Raw genomic sequence first — 18216 nt, 5'->3', positions numbered from 1 at the left:
CCCGCTTGCCCGACCATGGACCACGCCCTCCCCTTCATCGTTGTGGAAGACCGCCAGAACACGGCCCTGCGCCTGTGCTGCGAATCCGCGGCCATGGCGCAGGAGCAGCTGGTCGTCCTGTCGGACACCGACGCCGGACCGGCATACGAACGCTTCTGCCAGGCCTATGTGCACCTGTCGAGCAACACGCCGGCGTTCGAGAAGATCTGCTTCCGGCGCTACTTCCTCCTGGCGAACCATCTCGCAGCGCACCCCGATTGCCGCGCCTTCGTGCTGATCGACAGCGACGTGCTGCTGTTCAACGGCGTCGGCGCCCACATTGCGCGCCTGGTAGGCCACGCCGACTTCTCCGGCTCCAGCATCCTGCCCACGGACGGCTGGAACCCCTGCCAGATCTCGCCGCACGTGAGCTACTGGACGGCGGCCGGCCTGCAGGACTTCGTCGCCTGCCTCCTGCGCATGTACAGCACGCCCGCGGGCCTGCACCAGCTGCGCGACATTGCCGAGCGCTTCGCGACCCGCAGCGTGCGCGGCGGGGTGTCCGACATGACGCTGCTGTACCTGTGGGCGCAGGCCAGCGGCAACACCGTGCCGATCAATCGGGTGTTCGACGGCCAGGTGATCGACCACAACGTCAACGGCGGCACCAACCACTTCGTGCGCGAGTTCCGCGTGCGCGGCGGCGCCAAGCGCCTGGCCTTCATCGACGGCCAGCCCTGCCTGCAGACGCCGGCGGGCGACACGGTGCGCGTGCTCGCGCTGCACTTCCAGGGCGCCGCCAAGCTGGCGATGCAGCCCGCGCTGCATCGCCGCGTGTACACGGTCGCGGCGCTGACCTGGGCACTGCAGATGGCGCGCCGGGCCAAGAACAACGCGCACCGGATCACCTCGCGCGCGCGCCGCATGGCCGACACCCTAGGCTTTGCGGACGCGCCAACGCCGAAGCACCCCGCGGACGGGAGCACGCCATGAAGCACGCCGCCGGCACCTCGTTCGCCCTGCCCGGCATCCGCCTGGCGCAGCGCCTGGGGCTGGGGGCGCTCGCGTCGCGGCTGTATGTGTACCTGTCGGGTTTCCTGGCGATCTTCCTGATCGCGGCGCAGGTGGCGCCCGCGCGCTTCGGCGAGTATTCCGTCTACCAGTCGGTGCTGGAAGTGGCGCTGGTCGTGGGCACACTGGGCAGTTCGCTGCTGTTCTCGCGCAATGCCGCGAGCGTGCCGCCCCGGGTGACGCGCGGCGACCTGGTGCGCACGCTGGCGATCGGGCTGCCGCTGGCCGCGCTGCTCGCGGCCGGCGTCGTGGGGGCGCAGCGCCTGCCGGTGGCCGGCGCGCCCTTCATGCTGATCGTGCTGTCGCTCGCGGTCTTCGCCTTCAACAGCCTGCGCCTGTCGTACAGCCGGGGCCTGGGCCATGCGGGCCTGCTCAACCTGGAGTCGGGCGTGCGCGCGACCGTGCTGGTGCTGGGCGTGGCGACGCTCGCTGCGCTCGGCCTGGAGATCGGCGTGGCGCACCTGCTCGCCATCAACCTGCTGGCCTTGGTGCTCGTGGGCGCGGCCATCTTCCTGCCGGCGAACGGCGCGGCGCCGCCGGCCGGGCCGCCCGTGCTGGCACTCGCGTCGCAGGCCAGCGCCACGGTGTATGCGCTGCTGACCTTCCTGCTGCGCAAGTCGGACCTGCTGCTGGTGGCGCTCTTCATGCCGCTGGGCTACGTGGGCGCGTTCAAGCTGGCCTTCCTTCTCGCGGAGGCGCCCTCGCAGTTCGTGCAGGCCTTTCTCGTCACGAAGACGCCGGCGATGCTGGACGCCAATGCAGCCAACCTGACGATCGAGAAGCTGCGGCTGGCGCGGCATTCGTTCCTGCTCGGCTGCGTGCTCTTCGTGGGGCTGGCGGGGCTGATGGCGGTGGCCGCGCCGCTGCTGAAGCTCGGCCCCGAGGCGCGCGACATCTTCGTGTGCATCGCGCCGTACTTCCTGCTGAGGACCTACACGGTCCATCACGAAACGATGCTCGCGCTGAACGCCACGATGGGCTCGCTCGGGTGGTGGACGCTGCTGGAGTTCGCGCTGCGGCTGGCTTCGTATGGCGTCGTGATCTCGCTCTTTCCCGACAAGCCGCACTACGTCTTCTTCATCGCCTTCGTCACCGACTTCGTGCTGTACGAGCTGCGCATGCGCGCGCTGTTCGGCTTCTTTCCGATCGTGCGCCTGCTGCGCCCGGCCCTGGGGAGGTCGCCGTGAAGATCCTGCTGTACTCGATGAACTTCGCGCCCGAGCTGGCCGGCATCGGCAAGTACTCGGGGGAGATGGCCGACTGGCTTCAGGCCCGGGGCCACGACGTGCGCGTGATCGCGGCGCCGCCCTTCTTTCCGCACTGGGCGGTGTTCGAAGGGCATTCGGCCTGGGCCTATCGCAAGACCACCGAACGCAACGGCCTCACGGTCTGGCGCGCGCCCACCTGGGTGCCTTCGCAGCCGCGTGCGCTGGCGCGCGTGGCGCACCTGTGCTCGTTCATGCTGTCGAGCATGCCGCTGCTGCTGGCGCAGGCGCGCTGGAAGCCCGACCTCGTGTTCGTCGTGGAGCCGCCGCTTTTCTGCGCGCCCGCGGTGCTGTGCTTCGCGAAGCTGCTCGGCATCAGGTCGTGGCTGCACATCCAGGACTTCGAAGTCGATGCGGCGTTCGGCCTGGGCCTCGTGCGCGGCGCGGGCGTGCGGCGCGTCGCGCTGGCGCTCGAGCGATGGCTGCTGTCGAGGTTCGACCGCGTCTCGACCATCTCGGCGGCCATGGTCGACAAGGCCAGGAGCAAGGGCATCGGCGAAGGCCGGCTGGTTCTCTTTCCGAACTGGGTGGACGTCTCGGCGATCCGCCCCGCTCCCCGCGCAGTCGATGGCTACCGGGCCGAGTTGGGCATTGCGCCCGATGCCGTGGTCGTGCTCTATGCGGGCAGCCTGGGCGCCAAGCAGGGCATCGAGCTGCTGGCCGAGGCGGCGGGCCTGCTCGCCGACCGGCAGAACATTCACTTCGTCATCTGCGGCAACGGCCCGAGCCGCGGCCCGCTGATGTCGGCCTGCGCCGGCCTGGACCGCGTGCACTTTCTCGACCTGCAGCCCGCCGAACGGCTCAACGAATTGCTGGGCACGGCCGACATCCACGTGCTGCCGCAGCGCGCCGATGCCGCCGACCTCGTGATGCCCTCGAAGCTGGCCGGCATGTTCGCGAGCGGCAAGGCCGTGATCGCCACGGCGCACCCCGGCACCGAACTCGCCCGCGTGGTCGCAGACCGTGGCTTCGTGGTGCCCCCGGGCGATGCGCCCGTGCTGGCCGACGCGATCGCGCAGCTCGCGTGCTCGCCGGGCCTGCGCCAGGCGCTCGGTGCGGCGGGCCGCGCGTTCGCGCAGACGGAGCTCGACCAGGACGCCATCCTGTCGCGCTTCGAGCAGGCGCTGCTTCGCTGCGTGGCAGACCAAGGCACGGCCACCCCAACCCCACTGCGCGAGTCCCAACCATGACCCACTCAAAGATTCTGGTGACGGGTGGCGCCGGCTTCGTCGGAAGCCACGCCTGCGTGGCGTTGATCGCGGCCGGCTACCTGCCGGTGGTGCTGGACACGCTGGTCAACAGCGACCCGCGTTCGCTGGAGCGCGTGGCACGCATCTGCGGCGTGCAGCCGCAGCTGGTGCGCGGCGACGTGCGCGACGCGGCGGTGCTCGACCGCGTGTTCGCCGAGCACGGGGTCGACGCGGTGCTGCATCTGGCGGGGCTGAAGGCGGTCAGCCGCTCGGTGAGCGACCCGCTCGGCTACTACGACGTCAACGTGGCGGGCAGCCTCGCGCTGGCGCGGGCCATGGAGCGCGCCGGCGTGCGCACGCTGATCTTCTCGTCCTCGGCCACGGTCTACGGCGACATCCCTCGCTCGCCGATACGGGAAAGCGCGTCGTACGCGGCCGTCAACCCCTACGGGCGCTCCAAGGTGATGGTGGAGCGGATGCTCGCGGACCTCGCCCGCTCCGATCCGCGCTGGGGCATCGCATGCCTGCGTTTCTTCAACCCCATCGGCGCGCACGAGAGCGGCCTGCTCGGCGAACACCCGCAGGGGCCGCCCGACAACCTGGTGCCGTATGTCTCGCAGGTCGCGGTGGGCGAGCGCGGGCACGTCGTCGTGCACGGCAACGACTACGAGACGCACGACGGCACGGGCGTGCGCGACTACGTGCACGTGATGGACGTGGCCGAAGGCCATGTGGCGGCCCTGCGGTACGCGACGCTGCATCGGGGCCTGCTCACGGTGAACCTGGGCACGGGGCACGGCGCATCGGTGCTCGACGTGATCGCGGCCTTCGAACGCGCGTGCGGGCACCGCATCGCAGTGCACATCGGTCCGCGCCGTCCCGGCGATGCCCCGGCCTACTGGGCGGACGTACAGCACGCCCAGGACCGGCTCGGCTGGCGCGCGCAGCGCAGCCTGGACCAGATGTGCGCCGACAGCTGGCGCTGGCAGCTGGCGAACCCGCGCGGCTTCGACGAACCGGTGCAGGGCTTCCCGGTCCGCGCCGCCGACGGAGCCGCACCGACCGCCGTTCCTCACTCACTTCAACCGGGGCAAGAACATGGCTGAAAACACGCTCACACCCTCTGGCGACCCCACCCCCGCCGTGATGGCGCCGCGCCGCCCGGGCCCGCCCGCCCCCGTGTGCGCGCCCGCCGCGAGGCTGTGGCCGGACTTCATGACGGGCCAGGAAAAATCGCCGGTGCGCGTGCTGCTCATCGACGACGACGAGTACATGCGCCGGGTGATCGCGCAGGAGTTGCTGTCGGACCTTCGCATCCAGCTCGAAGGCCAGGCCGACAGCATCCGCGAGGGGCGCAAGCTCTTGGCCACGCATGCGTTCGATGTGCTGATGGTCGACCTGCGGCTCAGCGACGGCATGGGCTTCGAGCTGATCGCCGAGGCGCGCCGTCACCATGGCAACGGCGAGATCATCGTGATCTCCGCGCTCGAGGACGATGCCCACGTGCTGCGCGCCTTCGAGCTGGGCGCCACGGGCTACCTGCTGAAGAACGCCTGGCTGCAGAGCTTTGCCGATGCGGTGCTGCACGTGGTGAACGGCGGCGCCGTCATCACACCGCGGCTCGCGCGGCGCCTGCTGCACCGCCTGAACCACCAGCCCCGCGAGCCGCAGCCCGCCGACGACGCGTCGCCGCCGCGCGACACGACGCTGACACCGCGCGAGAGCCAGGTCCTTCGCCACGTGGCGTCGGGCTACGTCTCGGCGGAGATCGGCGCCAAGCTCGGCATCACCGGCCAGACGGTCAACGTGCACATCAAGAGCATCTACAAGAAGCTGCATGTGCATTCACGCGCCCAGGCTGTGAACCTCGCTGTTCACACCGGCCTGATCTGAGCGGCACGCCCTCGAAGCGATCCGGTTCATCACCCACTGCACACACAAAGGCTGGTCACCATGAACACCCCCACCATCCATCCCGTGGTCCTGTGCGGCGGCAGCGGCACGCGGTTGTGGCCGCTGTCGCGCAAGGCCTTTCCCAAGCAGTTCGCACCGATCGTGGGCAACAAGAGCCTGCTGCACCTCACGCTCGAACGGCTCGCGACCCTGAACCGGACGATCACCTGCGTCGCGTCGGAAGAGCACCGCTTCCTGGTGCGCGAGGCGATCGAGAACGCGCACGCGCAGGGCCGCCAGATCCTCGAGCCCGTGCCCCGCAACACGGCCGCCGCGATGGCCGCGGCGGCGCTGCTGGCCGAGCCCGACGACCTGCTGCTCTTTGCGCCCGCGGACCACCACATTCCCGACGTGGCGCTGTTCGAGGCCACGATGCGCAGCGGCGTCGAAGCAGCCCTGGCAGGCAGGATCGTCACCTTCGGCATCGCGCCCAGTTTTCCGAGCACGGCCTACGGGTACATCGAGGCGGCCGGGGCCACGGGCCATGGCCCCAGCCACGCGGTGGCGCGCTTCGTCGAGAAGCCGACGGCGGCGGTGGCACAAACGCTGATCCTGCAAGGCAACTACTGCTGGAACGCGGGCATCTTCCTGGTCCAGGCGCGCACGCTGGTCGCGGCACTGCGCACGCACGCGCCCGACATCCTCGCCACCTGCGAACGCGCGACCGCCGCGGTGTCGGTCGACGGCAGCTTCGTGCGGCTGGACCGCGAGGCCTTCGAAGGCTGCCGCAGCGACAGCATCGACTACGCGGTGCTCGAGAAGCACGCCGACGTCGCGGTGGTGCGCTTCGAGGGCGCCTGGAGCGACGTGGGCAGCTGGAACGCGGTGGCCCAGCTGCACCCGGCCGACGAGGCGGGCAACCGCGTGAGCGGCGCGGGCAGCGTGCTGAATTCGCGCAACACCTTCGTCCATGCGCCGCACCGGCCGGTGGTGGCGCTCGGCACCGAGGACCTGATCATCGTGGACACGCCGGACGCGGTGCTGGTCGCGGGCGCGGACTGCGCCGAACAGGTGGCCGAGGTGGTGCGCATGCTGGCGCGCGAGGGCACGGTCGAGGCCACCGAGCATCGCCGCGTGGTGCGGCCCTGGGGCGCCTACGACAGCATCGACACCGGCGAGCGCTTCCAGGTGAAGCATCTGACCGTCAAGCCCGGCGGCAAGCTGTCGCTGCAGATGCACCACCACCGCGCCGAACACTGGATCGTCGTCAAGGGCACGGCCAAGGCCACGCGCGGCGGCGAGGTGCTGCTGGTGCGGGAGAACGAGTCGATCTACCTGCCCTCGGGCACCATCCACCGGCTGGAGAACCCCGGCAAGACGATGCTGGAAGTGATCGAGGTGCAGACCGGCAGCTACCTCGGCGAAGACGACATCGTGCGCTTCGACGACACCTACGGCCGCTGCCCCGCGGCCGAGAAGCGCGAGGCGCTCGCGTTGCAAGCGGCCCTGCAGCCCACGGCCGAACGCGGCGTCGATGCGCCGGCCTGACCCGTCCCTTCCCTTCCTCTCACCTCATTGAAGCCATGAAAAAACGTGCTGTCGTCACTGGCATTACCGGACAGGACGGGGCGTACCTGGCCGAGCTGCTGCTGGGCAAGGGCTACACCGTCTACGGAACCTTCCGCCGAACCAGTTCGGTGAACTTCTGGCGCATCGAGTCGCTCGGCATCCAGGACCATCCGGAGCTTCATCTCGTGGAGTACGACCTGACGGACCTGGGAAGTTCGATCACGCTCATTCGCGATGCGCAGCCCGACGAGGTCTACAACCTGGCGGCGCAGAGCTACGTGGGCGCGAGCTTCAACCAGCCCGAAGCCACCACGAACATCAACGGACTGGGCACCCTCCACCTGCTCGACGCGATCCGCCTGACGGACCGCGGCATCAGGTACTACCAGGCCTCGACGTCGGAGATGTTCGGCAATGTGCAGGCCATTCCGCAGAAGGAAGACACGCCCTTCTATCCCCGCAGCCCGTACGGCGTCTCCAAGCTCTTCGCCCACTGGATGACGATGAACTACCGCGAGAGCTACGGGCTCTTCGCTTGCTGCGGCATCCTCTTCAACCACGAGAGCCCGTTGCGCGGCCGCGAATTCGTGACGCGCAAGGTCACCGACGCGGCCGCCAAGATCAGGCTCGGCAAGCTCGATGTGCTCACGCTGGGCAACATGGATGCCAAGCGCGACTGGGGCTATGCGAAGGAATATGTCGATGGCATGTGGCGCATGCTGCAGGCCGACAAGCCGGACAACTACGTGCTCGCCACCAACCGCACGGAAACCGTGCGGGATTTCGTCGACATGGCGTTCAGGGCCGCGGGCTACGAACTCCGGTTCGAAGGGTCGGCGCAGGAAGAGGTCGCCATCGACCGCGAGAGCGGCAAGGTCCTCGTGAGGATCGATCCGAAGTTCTATCGGCCGGCGGAGGTGGAACTGCTCATCGGCGATGCGTCGCATGCCAGGAAGACGCTGGGCTGGGAGCCCCGGACGACGCTGGAGGAGCTGTGCGCGATGATGGTGGAGGCCGATCTGCGGCGCAACCGCGAGGGCCGGTCGTTCTGAGTGCGGAAGACCCGTCCTGAATGGCATCGGGATTTGCGCGGGACCAACAAAAACGGCACCCGAAGGTGCCGCCTGAAACGAAAACGGCACCTGATGGTGCCGTCTGTCGTAGGTCTGAAATGGTGGGCGGTGGAGGCTTCGAACCTCCGACCCCAGCAGTGTGAATGCTGTGCTCTACCCCTGAGCTAACCGCCCTGAGACACTGCTTTTGAGTTCAGTGTCTTGAACACGTATCGCGTTGTGCGAAGCCTCAGATTATGCCATAGCTTTTCAGCCGTTTTGGCGAAATAAAGTTTTTCCGCCGCTGGATTTGTCGAGTTGCGACAACACGGCCTCGTGCGCGCTGAGTTCATGCTCGGCCGCCGCGATCACCGGCAGCTCGAACTGGCTCAGGTCGATGGCCACGACCGTCGTGCCCTGCGCGGGTTCGTTCGAGGCCACGTCGATCAGCAGTGCATCCTGCCCGCGCGTGAGGTTGATGTAGACGTCGGCCAGCAGCTGCGCGTCGAGCTTGGCGCCGTGGAAGGTGCGGTTCGAGCGGTCGACGCCGAAGCGGTCGCACAGCGCGTCGAGCGAGTTGCGCTTGCCCGGGTACACCAGCTTGGCCATGGCCAGCGTGTCGGTCACTTCGCTCACGAAGGTCTTGAGCGGCGGCAGGCCGGCGCGCTCGAATTCCTTGTTGAGAAAGCCGACGTCGAAGGCCGCGTTGTGGATGATGAGCTCGGCGTCGCGCAGGTACTCGATGATGTCCTTGCCCAGCGTGGCGAACTTCGGCTTGTCGCGCAGGAAGTCGGTGGTCAGGCCGTGGACCTTGAGCGCGTCCTCGTGGCTTTCGCGCTCCGGGTTGAAGTAGATGTGCAGGTCGTTGCCGGTGAGCTTGCGCGCGAACAGCTCCACGCAGCCCAGCTCGATGATGCGGTCGCCGTTTTCGGCAGAGAGCCCCGTGGTTTCCGTATCGAGAACGATCTGGCGCGACATCAGTGGTTTTCCTTGGCGTGGTTGATCGAGTACTTCGGAATCTCGATCGTCACATTTTCCTGCGCCAGGATCGACTGGCAGCTCAGGCGCGATTGCGGTTCCAGGCCCCAGGCGCGGTCGAGCAAATCTTCTTCGCCCTCTTCCGCCTCGTTCAGCGAGTCGAAGCCCGCGCGCACGATCACGTGGCAGGTGGTGCAGGCGCAGCTCATCTCGCAGGCGTGCTCGATGTTGATGTCGTTGTCGAGCAGGGCCTCGCAGATCGAGGTGCCGGCGGGCGCGGTGATCTCGGCGCCTTGCGGGCAGTACTCGGGATGCGGGTAGATCTTGATCGTGGGCATGAAATGGTTCTGTCTACAGGGATTCGACCTTGCGGCCCGCGAGCGCGCGTGCAATGCCCGCGTTCATGCGCTGGGCGGCGAAGGCTTCGGTGTCGTTGGCCAGCGCCTTCGTGGCGGCTTCGATGACGGCGGCCTCGTTGCTGCTCTTGGCAACATCGCGCAGCCGCGCCATCGAGGCGTCGATGGCAGCGCGCTCTTCCGTGCTCAGCAGGTCGCCGTCGGCATCGAGCGCGCTCTGCGTGGCCAGCAGCATGCGGTCGGCATCGACGCGCGATTCCACCAGCGCACGGGCCTGCATGTCCTGCTGGGCGGTGGAGAAGCTTTCCTGCAACATGGTCGCGATCTGGTCGTCCGACAGGCCGTACGACGGCTTGACCGCCACGCTGGCCTCGACGCCGCTGCCCTGCTCCTTGGCGCTCACACTCAGCAGGCCGTCGGCGTCGACGGTGAAGGTCACGCGGATGCGCGCCGCGCCGGCCGCCATCGGCGGGATGCCGCGCAGCGTGAAGCGCGCGAGGCTGCGGCAGTCGGACACGAGGTCGCGCTCGCCCTGCACCACATGCAGCGCCAGCGCCGTCTGGCCGTCCTGGTAGGTCGTGAAGTCCTGCGCCATCGCGGTCGGGATGGTCTGGTTGCGCGGCACGATGCGCTCGACCAGGCCGCCCATGGTCTCGATGCCGAGCGACAGCGGGATCACGTCGAGCAGCAGCAACTCGCCCGCACCGTTGTTGCCGGCCAGCTGGTTGGCCTGGATCGCGGCGCCGAGCGCCACGACCTCGTCGGGGTTCAGGTTGATCAGTGGTTCGCGGCCGAAATAGGCGGCCACCGCGCTGCGGATCTGCGGCATGCGCGTGGAGCCGCCGACGAGCACGATGCCCTGCAACTCTTCGGGCTTGAGCTTCGCGTCGCGCAACGCCTTGCGCACGGCCGCGAGGGTGCGGTCGGTGAGCGCCTGCGTGGCGGCAAAGAACTGCGCGCGCGTCAGCGTGAACTCGGCATGGCCGCCCGCCAGCGCGGCGCTGAAGAGGGTCGACTCGGCATCGGTCAGCGCTTCCTTGGCGGTGCGTGCGGCCACGAGCAGCGCGGCGCGGTCGTTGTCGCTGCCGGCCTGGCGGCCGGTCTGCGCGAGCACGAAGTCCGCGATGGCGTGGTCGTAGTCGTCGCCGCCCAGGGCCGAATCGCCACCCGTCGCGATCACTTCGAACACGCCTTGCGTGAGCCGCAGGATCGAGATGTCGAAAGTGCCGCCGCCCAGGTCGTAGACCGCATAGACGCCTTCGCTGGCGTTGTCCAGGCCGTAGGCAATGGCGGCGGCGGTCGGCTCGCTGATCAGGCGCAGCACGTTCAGGCCTGCCAGTTGCGCGGCGTCCTTGGTCGCCTGGCGCTGGCCTTCGTCGAAGTAGGCCGGCACGGTGATGACGGCGCCGTAGAGCTCGTCGTCGAAGGTGTCTTCGGCGCGGTAGCGCAGCGTGGCCAGGATCTCGGCGCTGATCTCGACGGGCGACTTCTCGCCGGCCGAGGTCTGCACCTTGACCATGCCGCCGTCGTCACCGCCGATGCGGTACGACATGGCGTCGCGGTTCGCGATGTCGGCCAGGCCGCGGCCCATGAGCCGCTTGACCGAGGTGATGGTGTTGGCGGGGTCCTGTGCGCGCGCGGCCACGGCGTCGAAGCCGATCTGGCGGCGGTCGCCCTCGAGGTAGCGCACGGCCGAGGGCAGCAGCACGCGGCCCTGGTCGTCGGGCAGGCACTCGGCCACGCCGTTGCGCACCGAGGCCACCAGCGAGTGCGTGGTGCCCAGGTCGATGCCCACGGCGATGCGGCGCTGGTGCGGGTCGGGCGCCTGGCCGGGTTCGGAAATCTGAAGAAGAGCCATAAGGGCTTATTGTCCCAACTGATCGAGTTTTGTTTCGACGTCCTGGCTGAAGCGCTCAATGAACATGAGGGCTCTCACCTGCTGCACGGCGCCGGGGTAGTCGCCCTTTTCGTCGATCAGCCAGTCGAGCGACGAGAGTGCGCGGGCGCGCGTGGTTTCGACGTCCTCCTGCAGCACCTCGACAGCGGCGATGTCGCGGGCGTCGTCGAGCGCTTCGCGCCACTCCATCTGCTGCATCAGAAAGGCGCCGGGCATCGCCGTGTTGTTCTCCGCATTCAGCGGTGCGCCGTTGAGTTCGCAGATGTAGCTCGCGCGGCGGATCGGGTCTTTCAACCGCTGGTAGGCCTCGTTGATGCGCACCGACCACTGCATGGCCACGCGCTGCGCGGCGGCGCCCTGCGCGGCAAAGCGGTCCGGGTGCGCCTCGCGCTGCAGCTCCTTCCAGCGCGCGTCGAGCACGGCGCGGTCCTGCGCGAAGGTCGCCGGGACGGCGAACAATTGGAAGTCGGTGTCGTTCAGATTCATGGCAAGAAAAAACCGCCAGCACATGACATGGTGGCGGCTGTGGTCGCGGTCAGCGACAACGCATCAGATGCGAAAACTTTCGCCGCAGCCGCAGCGGTCGCGTTCGTTCGGGTTGATGAACTTGAAGCCCTCGTTCAGGCCTTCGCGCACGAAGTCGAGCTGCGTGCCGTCGATGTAGGCCAAGCTCTTCGGGTCGACCAGCACCTTCACGCCGTGGTCTTCGAACACCACGTCTTCAGGCGTGAACTCGTCGACGTACTCGAGCTTGTAGGCCAGGCCCGAGCAGCCGGTGGTCTTCACGCCCAGCCGCACGCCCACGCCCTTGCCTCGTTTGCCGAGGTAGCGGGTGACGTGGCGCGCAGCGGCTTCGGTCAGCGTGACGGCCATCTCAGTGAACAGCAGCTTCAGCGGTCGACTCGGGGGTCTTGGCGCCGTGCTTGGCCTTGTAGTCGCTCACGGCCGCCTTGATGGCGTCTTCCGCGAGGATCGAGCAGTGGATCTTGACCGGCGGCAGTGCCAGTTCTTCGGCAATTTGCGCGTTCTTGAGGGCTGCCGCTTCGTCGAGCGTCTTGCCCTTGACCCATTCGGTCACGAGCGACGACGAGGCGATGGCCGAGCCGCAGCCGTAGGTCTTGAAGCGTGCGTCTTCGATCACGCCGGTTTCGGGGTTGACCTTGATCTGCAGCTTCATCACGTCGCCGCAAGCCGGTGCGCCGACCATGCCGGTGCCTACCGAGTCGTCGCCCTTTTCGAAGGAACCGACGTTGCGGGGATTTTCGTAGTGGTCGATGACCTTGGAAGAATATGCCATGGTGTACCTCTCAAACTTTGTTCAATCGTGGAGCCTTGGGCTGGCCTGGGTCAGTGGGCCGACCACTGGATCGTGCTGATGTCGACGCCGTCCTGGAACATCTCCCACAGGGGGCTCAGCTCGCGCAGCTTGGCGACGTTGTGCTTGATGGTCGAGATGGCGTAGTCGATTTCTTCTTCGGTCGTGAAGCGGCCGATGGTCATGCGCAGGCTGCTGTGGGCCAGCTCGTCGCTGCGGCCCAGGGCGCGCAGCACATAGCTGGGCTCCAGGCTGGCCGAGGTGCAGGCCGAACCCGACGACACCGCTAGGCCCTTGATGCCCATGATCAGCGACTCGCCTTCGACGTAGTTGAAGCTCATGTTCAGGTTGTGCGGCACGCGGCGCTCGAGGTCGCCGTTGATGAAGACCTGCTCGACATCCTTCAGGCCGTCGAGCAGGCGCTTCTGCAGACGCGCCGCATGGGCGATGTCGTCCTTCATCTCGAGCTTGGCGATGCGGTAGGCCTCGCCCATGCCGACGATCTGGTGCGTGGGCAGCGTGCCCGAACGCATGCCGCGTTCATGGCCACCGCCGTGCATCTGCGCTTCGAGGCGGATGCGCGGCTTGCGGCGCACGTACAGCGCGCCGATGCCCTTGGGGCCGTAGGTCTTGTGCGAAGCCAGGCTCATCAGGTCGATGGGCAGCTTCGTGATGTCGATGTCGATCTTGCCGGTGGCCTGGGCCGAGTCGACGTGGAAGATCACGCCCTTTTCGCGGCAGGCATTGCCCAGCGCGACCACGTCCTGGATCACGCCGATTTCGTTGTTCACGAAGAGCACGCTGGCCAGGATGGTGTCGGGGCGGATGGCCGCCTTGAACTTCTCGAGATCGACGAGGCCGTTTTCCTCGACGTCGAGGTAGGTCACTTCGAAGCCCTGGCGCTCGAGTTCGCGCATGGTGTCGAGCACGGCCTTGTGCTCGGTCTTCAGGGTGATCAGGTGCTTGCCCTTGCCCTTGTAGAAGTGGGCCGCGCCCTTGAGCGCCAGGTTGATCGACTCGGTGGCGCCCGACGACCAGACGATTTCACGCGGGTCGGCGTTGATCAGGTCGGCCACCTGGCCGCGCGCTTTCTCGACCGCTTCTTCGGCTTCCCAGCCCCAGGCGTGGCTGCGCGATGCCGGGTTGCCGAAATGTTCGCGCAACCAGGGAATCATGGCGTCGACCACACGCGGGTCGACCGGCGTGGTGGCGCCGTAATCGAGATAGATCGGGAAATGAGGAGTGACGTCCATGGCTGGCTCGGGCTGGCGTGGGGGGTTGTGTTCTGGGATCAGGGCAAACTCAGGGCGATGCCCGCAGGCATCGCCGGACTCATCGGGGTCAGGACTTCGCGAAGACGTTGCCGAGGGCGAAGACCGAATTCGGTGCGTTCACGCGGATGGGCTTGACCACCGGCTGGGCCGAGATGGCGCGCTTGACGACCGGCTTGTTCTCGATCTGCACGCCCTTGGCGATCTGGTCGTCGACCAGCTTCTGCAGCGTGACGGAGTCGAGGAACTCGACCATGCGCTGGTTCAGCGAGGCCCAGAGCTCGTGGGTCATGCAGCGACCCTGCTCACCGAGGCAGTTTTCCTTGCCGCCGCACTGCGTGGCATCGATCGGCTCGTCGACGGACACGATGATGTCGGCGACCGTGATGTCCGCCGCCTTGCGTCCGAGGCTGTAGCCGCCGCCGGGGCCGCGGGTCGATTCGACCAGCTCGTGGCGGCGCAGTTTGCCGAACAGCTGTTCGAGGTACGACAACGAAATCTGCTGCCGCTGGCTGATCGCAGCCAGCGTGACCGGACCGGTGTTCTGACGCAACGCCAGATCGATCATTGCTGTGACCGCAAAACGGCCTTTGGTAGTGAGACGCATCGCAAGCTCCTTCAAGTGCTTACCGTTGAAATGACACCACAGCCTTGGGCCGCGGTGACTTCGTCTCCGCCCTGCCCGACCCCGACGCTGGTGAACCAGCCGGTAGGAGTCGGTCCTTCATCGCGAAGTTCTTTGTTGTTGAGTATTTCGGTCAAGTATAGCAGAAGCCCCTGAGATCTGCTCGGGTAAACCCCAGCGCGGTTCGCTTGAAGAAAGCGAACTTATGGCCTAGCCGAAATCAGGACGCCAAACCGGCGATGTTGTCGCCGCCCGACGCCCCGAAAGCCTGCTCGCGCAGCAGCGCCAGCTGGTCGCGCACCCGGGCCGCTTTTTCGAACTCGAGGTTGCGGGCGTGCTCCAGCATCTGCTTTTCGAGCCGCTTGATTTCCCGGGCGATGTCCTTCTCGCTCATGTCCTCGACCTTGGCGCGTTCCAGGTCGAGCTTGGCCATTTCCTTGCCCGTCTTTTCGCTGTAGACGCCGTCGATCAGGTCGCGCACCTGCTTCACGATGCTGCGCGGCGTGATGCCGTTCGCCTCGTTGTGGGCGATCTGCCGGTTGCGGCGGCGCTCGGTCTCGCCCATGGCCTTCTTCATCGACTCGGTCATCCGGTCGGCATAAAGAATGGCCTTGCCGTTCAGGTTGCGCGCCGCGCGGCCGATGGTCTGGATCAGCGAGCGCTCCGCGCGCAGGAAACCTTCCTTGTCGGCGTCGAGGATCGCCACCAACGACACCTCGGGAATGTCCAACCCCTCGCGCAGCAGGTTGATGCCCACCAGCACGTCGAAGGTGCCCAGGCGCAGGTCGCGCAGGATCTCGACCCGCTCGACCGTGTCGACGTCGCTGTGCAAGTAGCGCACCTTCACGCCGTTGTCGCCCAGGTAGTCGGTGAGCTGCTCGGCCATGCGCTTGGTCAGCGTGGTGATCAGCACGCGCTCGTTCTTCTCGACGCGGATGCGGATCTCGCCCAGCACGTCGTCCACCTGGTGCGTGGCGGGGCGCACCTCGACCTCGGGGTCGATCAGCCCGGTGGGCCGCACCAGCTGCTCGACGACGTTGCCCGCATGGTCTTTCTCGTACTGCGCGGGCGTGGCCGACACGAAGATGCACTGGCGCACCCGCTTTTCGAACTCCTCGAGCTTGAGCGGCCGGTTGTCCAGCGCGCTCGGCAGCCGAAAGCCGTACTCGACCAGCGTGACCTTGCGCGCCCGGTCGCCGTTGTACATGGCGCTGAGCTGGCCGACCATCTGGTGGCTCTCGTCGAGGAACATCAGCGCGTCCTTCGGCATGTAGTCGGTGAGCGTGGGCGGCGGGTCGCCGGGCTGCGCGCCCGAGAGGTGCCGCGTGTAGTTCTCGATGCCCTTGCAGTGGCCGATCTCGGCCAGCATCTCGAGGTCGAAGCGCGTGCGCTGCTCCAGCCGCTGCGCCTCGACCAGCTTGCCCGCGCCAGTCAGCTCCTTGAGCCGGCCGGCCAGCTCGATCTTGATGGTTTCAACCGCCGCCAGCACCTTGTCGCGCGGCGTCACGTAGTGGCTCGACGGGTACACCGTGAAGCGCGGCACCTTCTGGCGGATGCGCCCGGTGAGCGGGTCGAACAGCTGCAGCGACTCGATCTCGTCGTCGAACAGCTCGAAGCGGATCGCCAGCTCGCTGTGCTCGGCCGGAAACACGTCGATGGTGTCGCCGCGCACCCGGAACGTGCCCCGCGCAAAGTCCTGCTCGTTGCGCGTGTACTGCATGCGAATGAGCCGCGAGATCAGATCGCGCTGACCAACCTTGTCGCCGACGCGGGCAATCAGCCGCATCTCCATGTAGTCCTCGGGCGTGCCGATGCCGTAGATGGCGCTCACCGTGGCCACGATGACCGTGTCGCGCCGCTCCAGCACACTCTTGGTGGCCGACAGGCGCATCTGCTCGATGTGCTCGTTGATCGAGGAATCCTTCTCGATGAACAGATCGCGCTGCGGCACGTAGGCCTCGGGCTGGTAGTAGTCGTAGTAGCTCACGAAGTACTCGACGGCGTTCTTCGGGAAGAACTCGCGGAATTCGCTGTACAGCTGCGCCGCCAGTGTCTTGTTGGGCGCGAACACGATGGCCGGGCGGCCCAGCCGGGCAATCACGTTGGCCATGGTGAAAGTCTTGCCCGAGCCCGTCACGCCCAGCAGCGTCTGGTACACCTCGCCGTCGAGCACCCCGGCCACCAGGCCGTCGATGGCCGTGGGCTGGTCGCCTGCCGGCGGATAAGGCTGGAACAGCTCGAACGGCGAGTCGGGGTAGCGGATGAATTCGCCCTGTTTCGCCGGCCCGATCGGGTCGACTTTCTTCAGGTCTGCTATGGCTTCGGTGTTCTCTGGCATGGCTGTTCCCGACAGGTGGCGTGGCGCCGGTAAAATTCAAGGCAACCGGAAAGGATAAAGCCTCCTCCGGTTGCCAGCGAAGCTTTCATCCCAAAGGACCTTTCCATGTCTATGTTCACCGCGGTCGAAATGGCGCCGCGCGACCCGATCCTCGGCCTCAACGAGCAATTTGCAGCCGACACCAACCCCCTCAAGGTCAATCTCGGCGTCGGCGTGTATTACGACGACAACGGCAAGCTGCCCCTGCTCCAGTGCGTGCAGGCCGCAGAGCAGAACATGATGAAGGCCCCCTCGGCCCGCGGCTACCTGCCGATCGACGGCATCGTGGCCTACGACAACGCCGTCAAGGGCCTGGTCTTCGGCCCCGAGAGCGAGCCCGTCACCTCCGGCCGCGTGGCTACCATCCAGGCCATCGGCGGCACCGGCGGCCTGAAGGTCGGCGCCGACTTCCTCAAGAAGCTCAACCCCAACGCCACCGTGCTGATCAGCGACCCGAGCTGGGAAAACCACCGCGCGCTGTTCACCAACGCCGGTTTCACGGTCGAAAGCTACCCCTACTACGACGCCGCCCAGCGCGGCATCAACTTCGACGGCATGCTGGCCGCCCTGAACGCGGCACCGGCCGGCACCATCGTCGTGCTGCACGCCTGCTGCCACAACCCGACCGGCTACGACATCACCCCCGCGCAGTGGGACCAGGTCGTCGCCGCCGTCAAGGCCAAGGGCCTCGTGCCCTTCCTCGACATGGCCTACCAGGGCTTCGGCTACGGCCTGAAGGAAGACGGCGCGGCGGTTGCGAAGTTCGTCGACGCCGGCCTGACCTTCTTCGTCTCCACCTCGTTCTCCAAGAGCTTCAGCCTGTACGGCGAGCGCGTCGGCGCCCTGTCGGTGCTGTGCGAGAACAAGGAAGAAGCCGGCCGCGTGCTGTCGCAACTCAAGATCGCCATCCGCACCAACTACAGCAACCCGCCGATCCACGGCGGCGCCGTGGTGGCCGCGGTGCTGGGCACCCCCGAGCTGCGCGCCCTGTGGGAAAAGGAACTGGGCGAGATGCGCGTGCGCATCAAGGCCATGCGCCAGAAGCTGGTCGACGGCCTGAAGGCCGCCGGCGTGAAGGAAGACATGAGCTTCATCACCACCCAGATCGGCATGTTCAGCTACTCGGGCCTGACCAAGGACCAGATGGTGCGCCTGCGCAACGAGTTCGGCGTGTACGGCACCGACACCGGCCGCATGTGCGTCGCCGCGCTCAACAGCAAGAACATCGACTACGTCTGCGCGTCGATTGCGAAGGTCATCTAGGTGACAACCGGGTGTGACTGAATCGATTTTTTGACGATTCGTTCACATTCGGCCACAGAAGCCGAATCCAGCCCGCTGCGGGCTAGGGTTCGGCCCCCTGCGCCGCGGCAAATGC

At 67.1% G+C, this 18216-nt stretch carries 17 protein-coding genes and 1 tRNA gene; 8 read left to right on the top strand and 10 right to left on the bottom strand.

Features of this window, described 5'->3' with window-relative positions:
• Positions 1-15: 15 nt before the first annotated feature.
• The 7 genes from ACAM52_RS08180 to gmd are packed head-to-tail and all read left to right on the top strand — an operon-like array spanning position 16 to position 8019.
• Positions 16-972 (top strand): hypothetical protein, encoded by a 957-nt coding sequence (locus ACAM52_RS08180; RefSeq protein ID WP_369646680.1) that lies wholly within the window; start codon positions 16-18, stop codon positions 970-972.
• Positions 969-2237 (top strand): polysaccharide biosynthesis protein, encoded by a 1269-nt coding sequence (locus tag ACAM52_RS08175; RefSeq protein ID WP_369646679.1) that lies wholly within the window; start codon positions 969-971, stop codon positions 2235-2237. Before ACAM52_RS08180 ends, ACAM52_RS08175 begins: the two co-directional genes overlap by 4 nt.
• A complete protein-coding gene (locus ACAM52_RS08170; protein ID WP_369646678.1) occupies positions 2234-3505 on the top strand; it encodes a glycosyltransferase WbuB in 1272 nt (423 codons plus the stop codon). Before ACAM52_RS08175 ends, ACAM52_RS08170 begins: the two co-directional genes overlap by 4 nt.
• Positions 3502-4611 carry a UDP-glucose 4-epimerase GalE gene (galE, locus tag ACAM52_RS08165; RefSeq protein ID WP_369646677.1) on the top strand — a complete coding sequence of 370 codons (1110 nt, stop codon included), beginning with the start codon at positions 3502-3504 and terminating at the stop codon, positions 4609-4611. The genes ACAM52_RS08170 and galE overlap by 4 nt, the downstream gene beginning before the upstream one ends.
• A 40-nt stretch (positions 4612-4651) precedes the next feature.
• A complete protein-coding gene (locus tag ACAM52_RS08160) occupies positions 4652-5398 on the top strand; it encodes a LuxR C-terminal-related transcriptional regulator (RefSeq protein WP_369647709.1) in 747 nt (248 codons plus the stop codon).
• Positions 5399-5458: 60 nt separating this feature from the next.
• Positions 5459-6946 (top strand): mannose-1-phosphate guanylyltransferase/mannose-6-phosphate isomerase, encoded by a 1488-nt coding sequence (locus ACAM52_RS08155; RefSeq protein ID WP_369646676.1) that lies wholly within the window; start codon positions 5459-5461, stop codon positions 6944-6946.
• 35 nt (positions 6947-6981) lie between these two features.
• Positions 6982-8019 carry a GDP-mannose 4,6-dehydratase gene (gmd, locus tag ACAM52_RS08150; protein ID WP_369646675.1) on the top strand — a complete coding sequence of 346 codons (1038 nt, stop codon included), beginning with the start codon at positions 6982-6984 and terminating at the stop codon, positions 8017-8019.
• A gap of 120 nt (positions 8020-8139) precedes the next feature.
• Here gmd and ACAM52_RS08145 read toward each other — a convergent pair.
• The 10 genes from ACAM52_RS08145 to uvrB form a co-directional block, all read right to left on the bottom strand.
• Positions 8140-8214 (bottom strand) — tRNA-Val (locus tag ACAM52_RS08145).
• 75 nt (positions 8215-8289) lie between these two features.
• The gene (gene dnaQ, locus ACAM52_RS08140; protein ID WP_070061050.1) at positions 8290-8997 is read right to left on the bottom strand and encodes a DNA polymerase III subunit epsilon; all 708 of its coding nucleotides are present in this window, start codon (positions 8995-8997) and stop codon (positions 8290-8292) included.
• Positions 8997-9335 (bottom strand): ISC system 2Fe-2S type ferredoxin, encoded by a 339-nt coding sequence (fdx, locus tag ACAM52_RS08135; protein ID WP_062473234.1) that lies wholly within the window; start codon positions 9333-9335, stop codon positions 8997-8999. Before fdx ends, dnaQ begins: the two co-directional genes overlap by 1 nt.
• Before the next feature lie 13 nt (positions 9336-9348).
• Positions 9349-11211 carry a Fe-S protein assembly chaperone HscA gene (gene hscA / locus ACAM52_RS08130; RefSeq protein WP_307693152.1) on the bottom strand — a complete coding sequence of 621 codons (1863 nt, stop codon included), beginning with the start codon at positions 11209-11211 and terminating at the stop codon, positions 9349-9351.
• A gap of 6 nt (positions 11212-11217) precedes the next feature.
• A complete protein-coding gene (gene hscB / locus ACAM52_RS08125; RefSeq protein WP_095947180.1) occupies positions 11218-11736 on the bottom strand; it encodes a Fe-S protein assembly co-chaperone HscB in 519 nt (172 codons plus the stop codon).
• A gap of 63 nt (positions 11737-11799) precedes the next feature.
• Complete coding sequence (iscA, locus tag ACAM52_RS08120; RefSeq protein ID WP_007828190.1) at positions 11800-12123, bottom strand: iron-sulfur cluster assembly protein IscA; 324 nt, start codon at positions 12121-12123, stop codon at positions 11800-11802.
• 1 nt (position 12124) lies between these two features.
• Positions 12125-12547: a Fe-S cluster assembly scaffold IscU gene (gene iscU / locus ACAM52_RS08115; RefSeq protein WP_062473231.1), complete on the bottom strand. Its 423-nt coding sequence runs from the start codon at positions 12545-12547 to the stop codon at positions 12125-12127.
• Between the two features lie 50 nt (positions 12548-12597).
• Positions 12598-13818 carry an IscS subfamily cysteine desulfurase gene (locus ACAM52_RS08110; RefSeq protein WP_062473230.1) on the bottom strand — a complete coding sequence of 407 codons (1221 nt, stop codon included), beginning with the start codon at positions 13816-13818 and terminating at the stop codon, positions 12598-12600.
• A gap of 88 nt (positions 13819-13906) precedes the next feature.
• Positions 13907-14443 (bottom strand): Fe-S cluster assembly transcriptional regulator IscR, encoded by a 537-nt coding sequence (gene iscR / locus ACAM52_RS08105; RefSeq protein ID WP_056580055.1) that lies wholly within the window; start codon positions 14441-14443, stop codon positions 13907-13909.
• 238 nt (positions 14444-14681) lie between these two features.
• Positions 14682-16799, bottom strand: a complete 2118-nt coding sequence (uvrB, locus tag ACAM52_RS08100; protein ID WP_369646674.1) for an excinuclease ABC subunit UvrB — start codon at positions 16797-16799, stop codon at positions 14682-14684.
• A 105-nt stretch (positions 16800-16904) separates the two neighbouring features.
• Between uvrB and ACAM52_RS08095 the strand changes: the two genes are divergently transcribed.
• Positions 16905-18101 carry an amino acid aminotransferase gene (locus ACAM52_RS08095; protein ID WP_369646673.1) on the top strand — a complete coding sequence of 399 codons (1197 nt, stop codon included), beginning with the start codon at positions 16905-16907 and terminating at the stop codon, positions 18099-18101.
• Positions 18102-18216: the final 115 nt, after the last annotated feature.

The sequence above is a fragment of the Variovorax sp. V118 genome, assembly GCF_041154445.1.
GTDB classification, from domain to species: domain Bacteria; phylum Pseudomonadota; class Gammaproteobacteria; order Burkholderiales; family Burkholderiaceae_C; genus Variovorax; species Variovorax boronicumulans.
The sequence above is the reverse complement of the archived record's forward strand: the minus strand, read 5'-3'. Positions and strand labels throughout refer to the sequence as shown.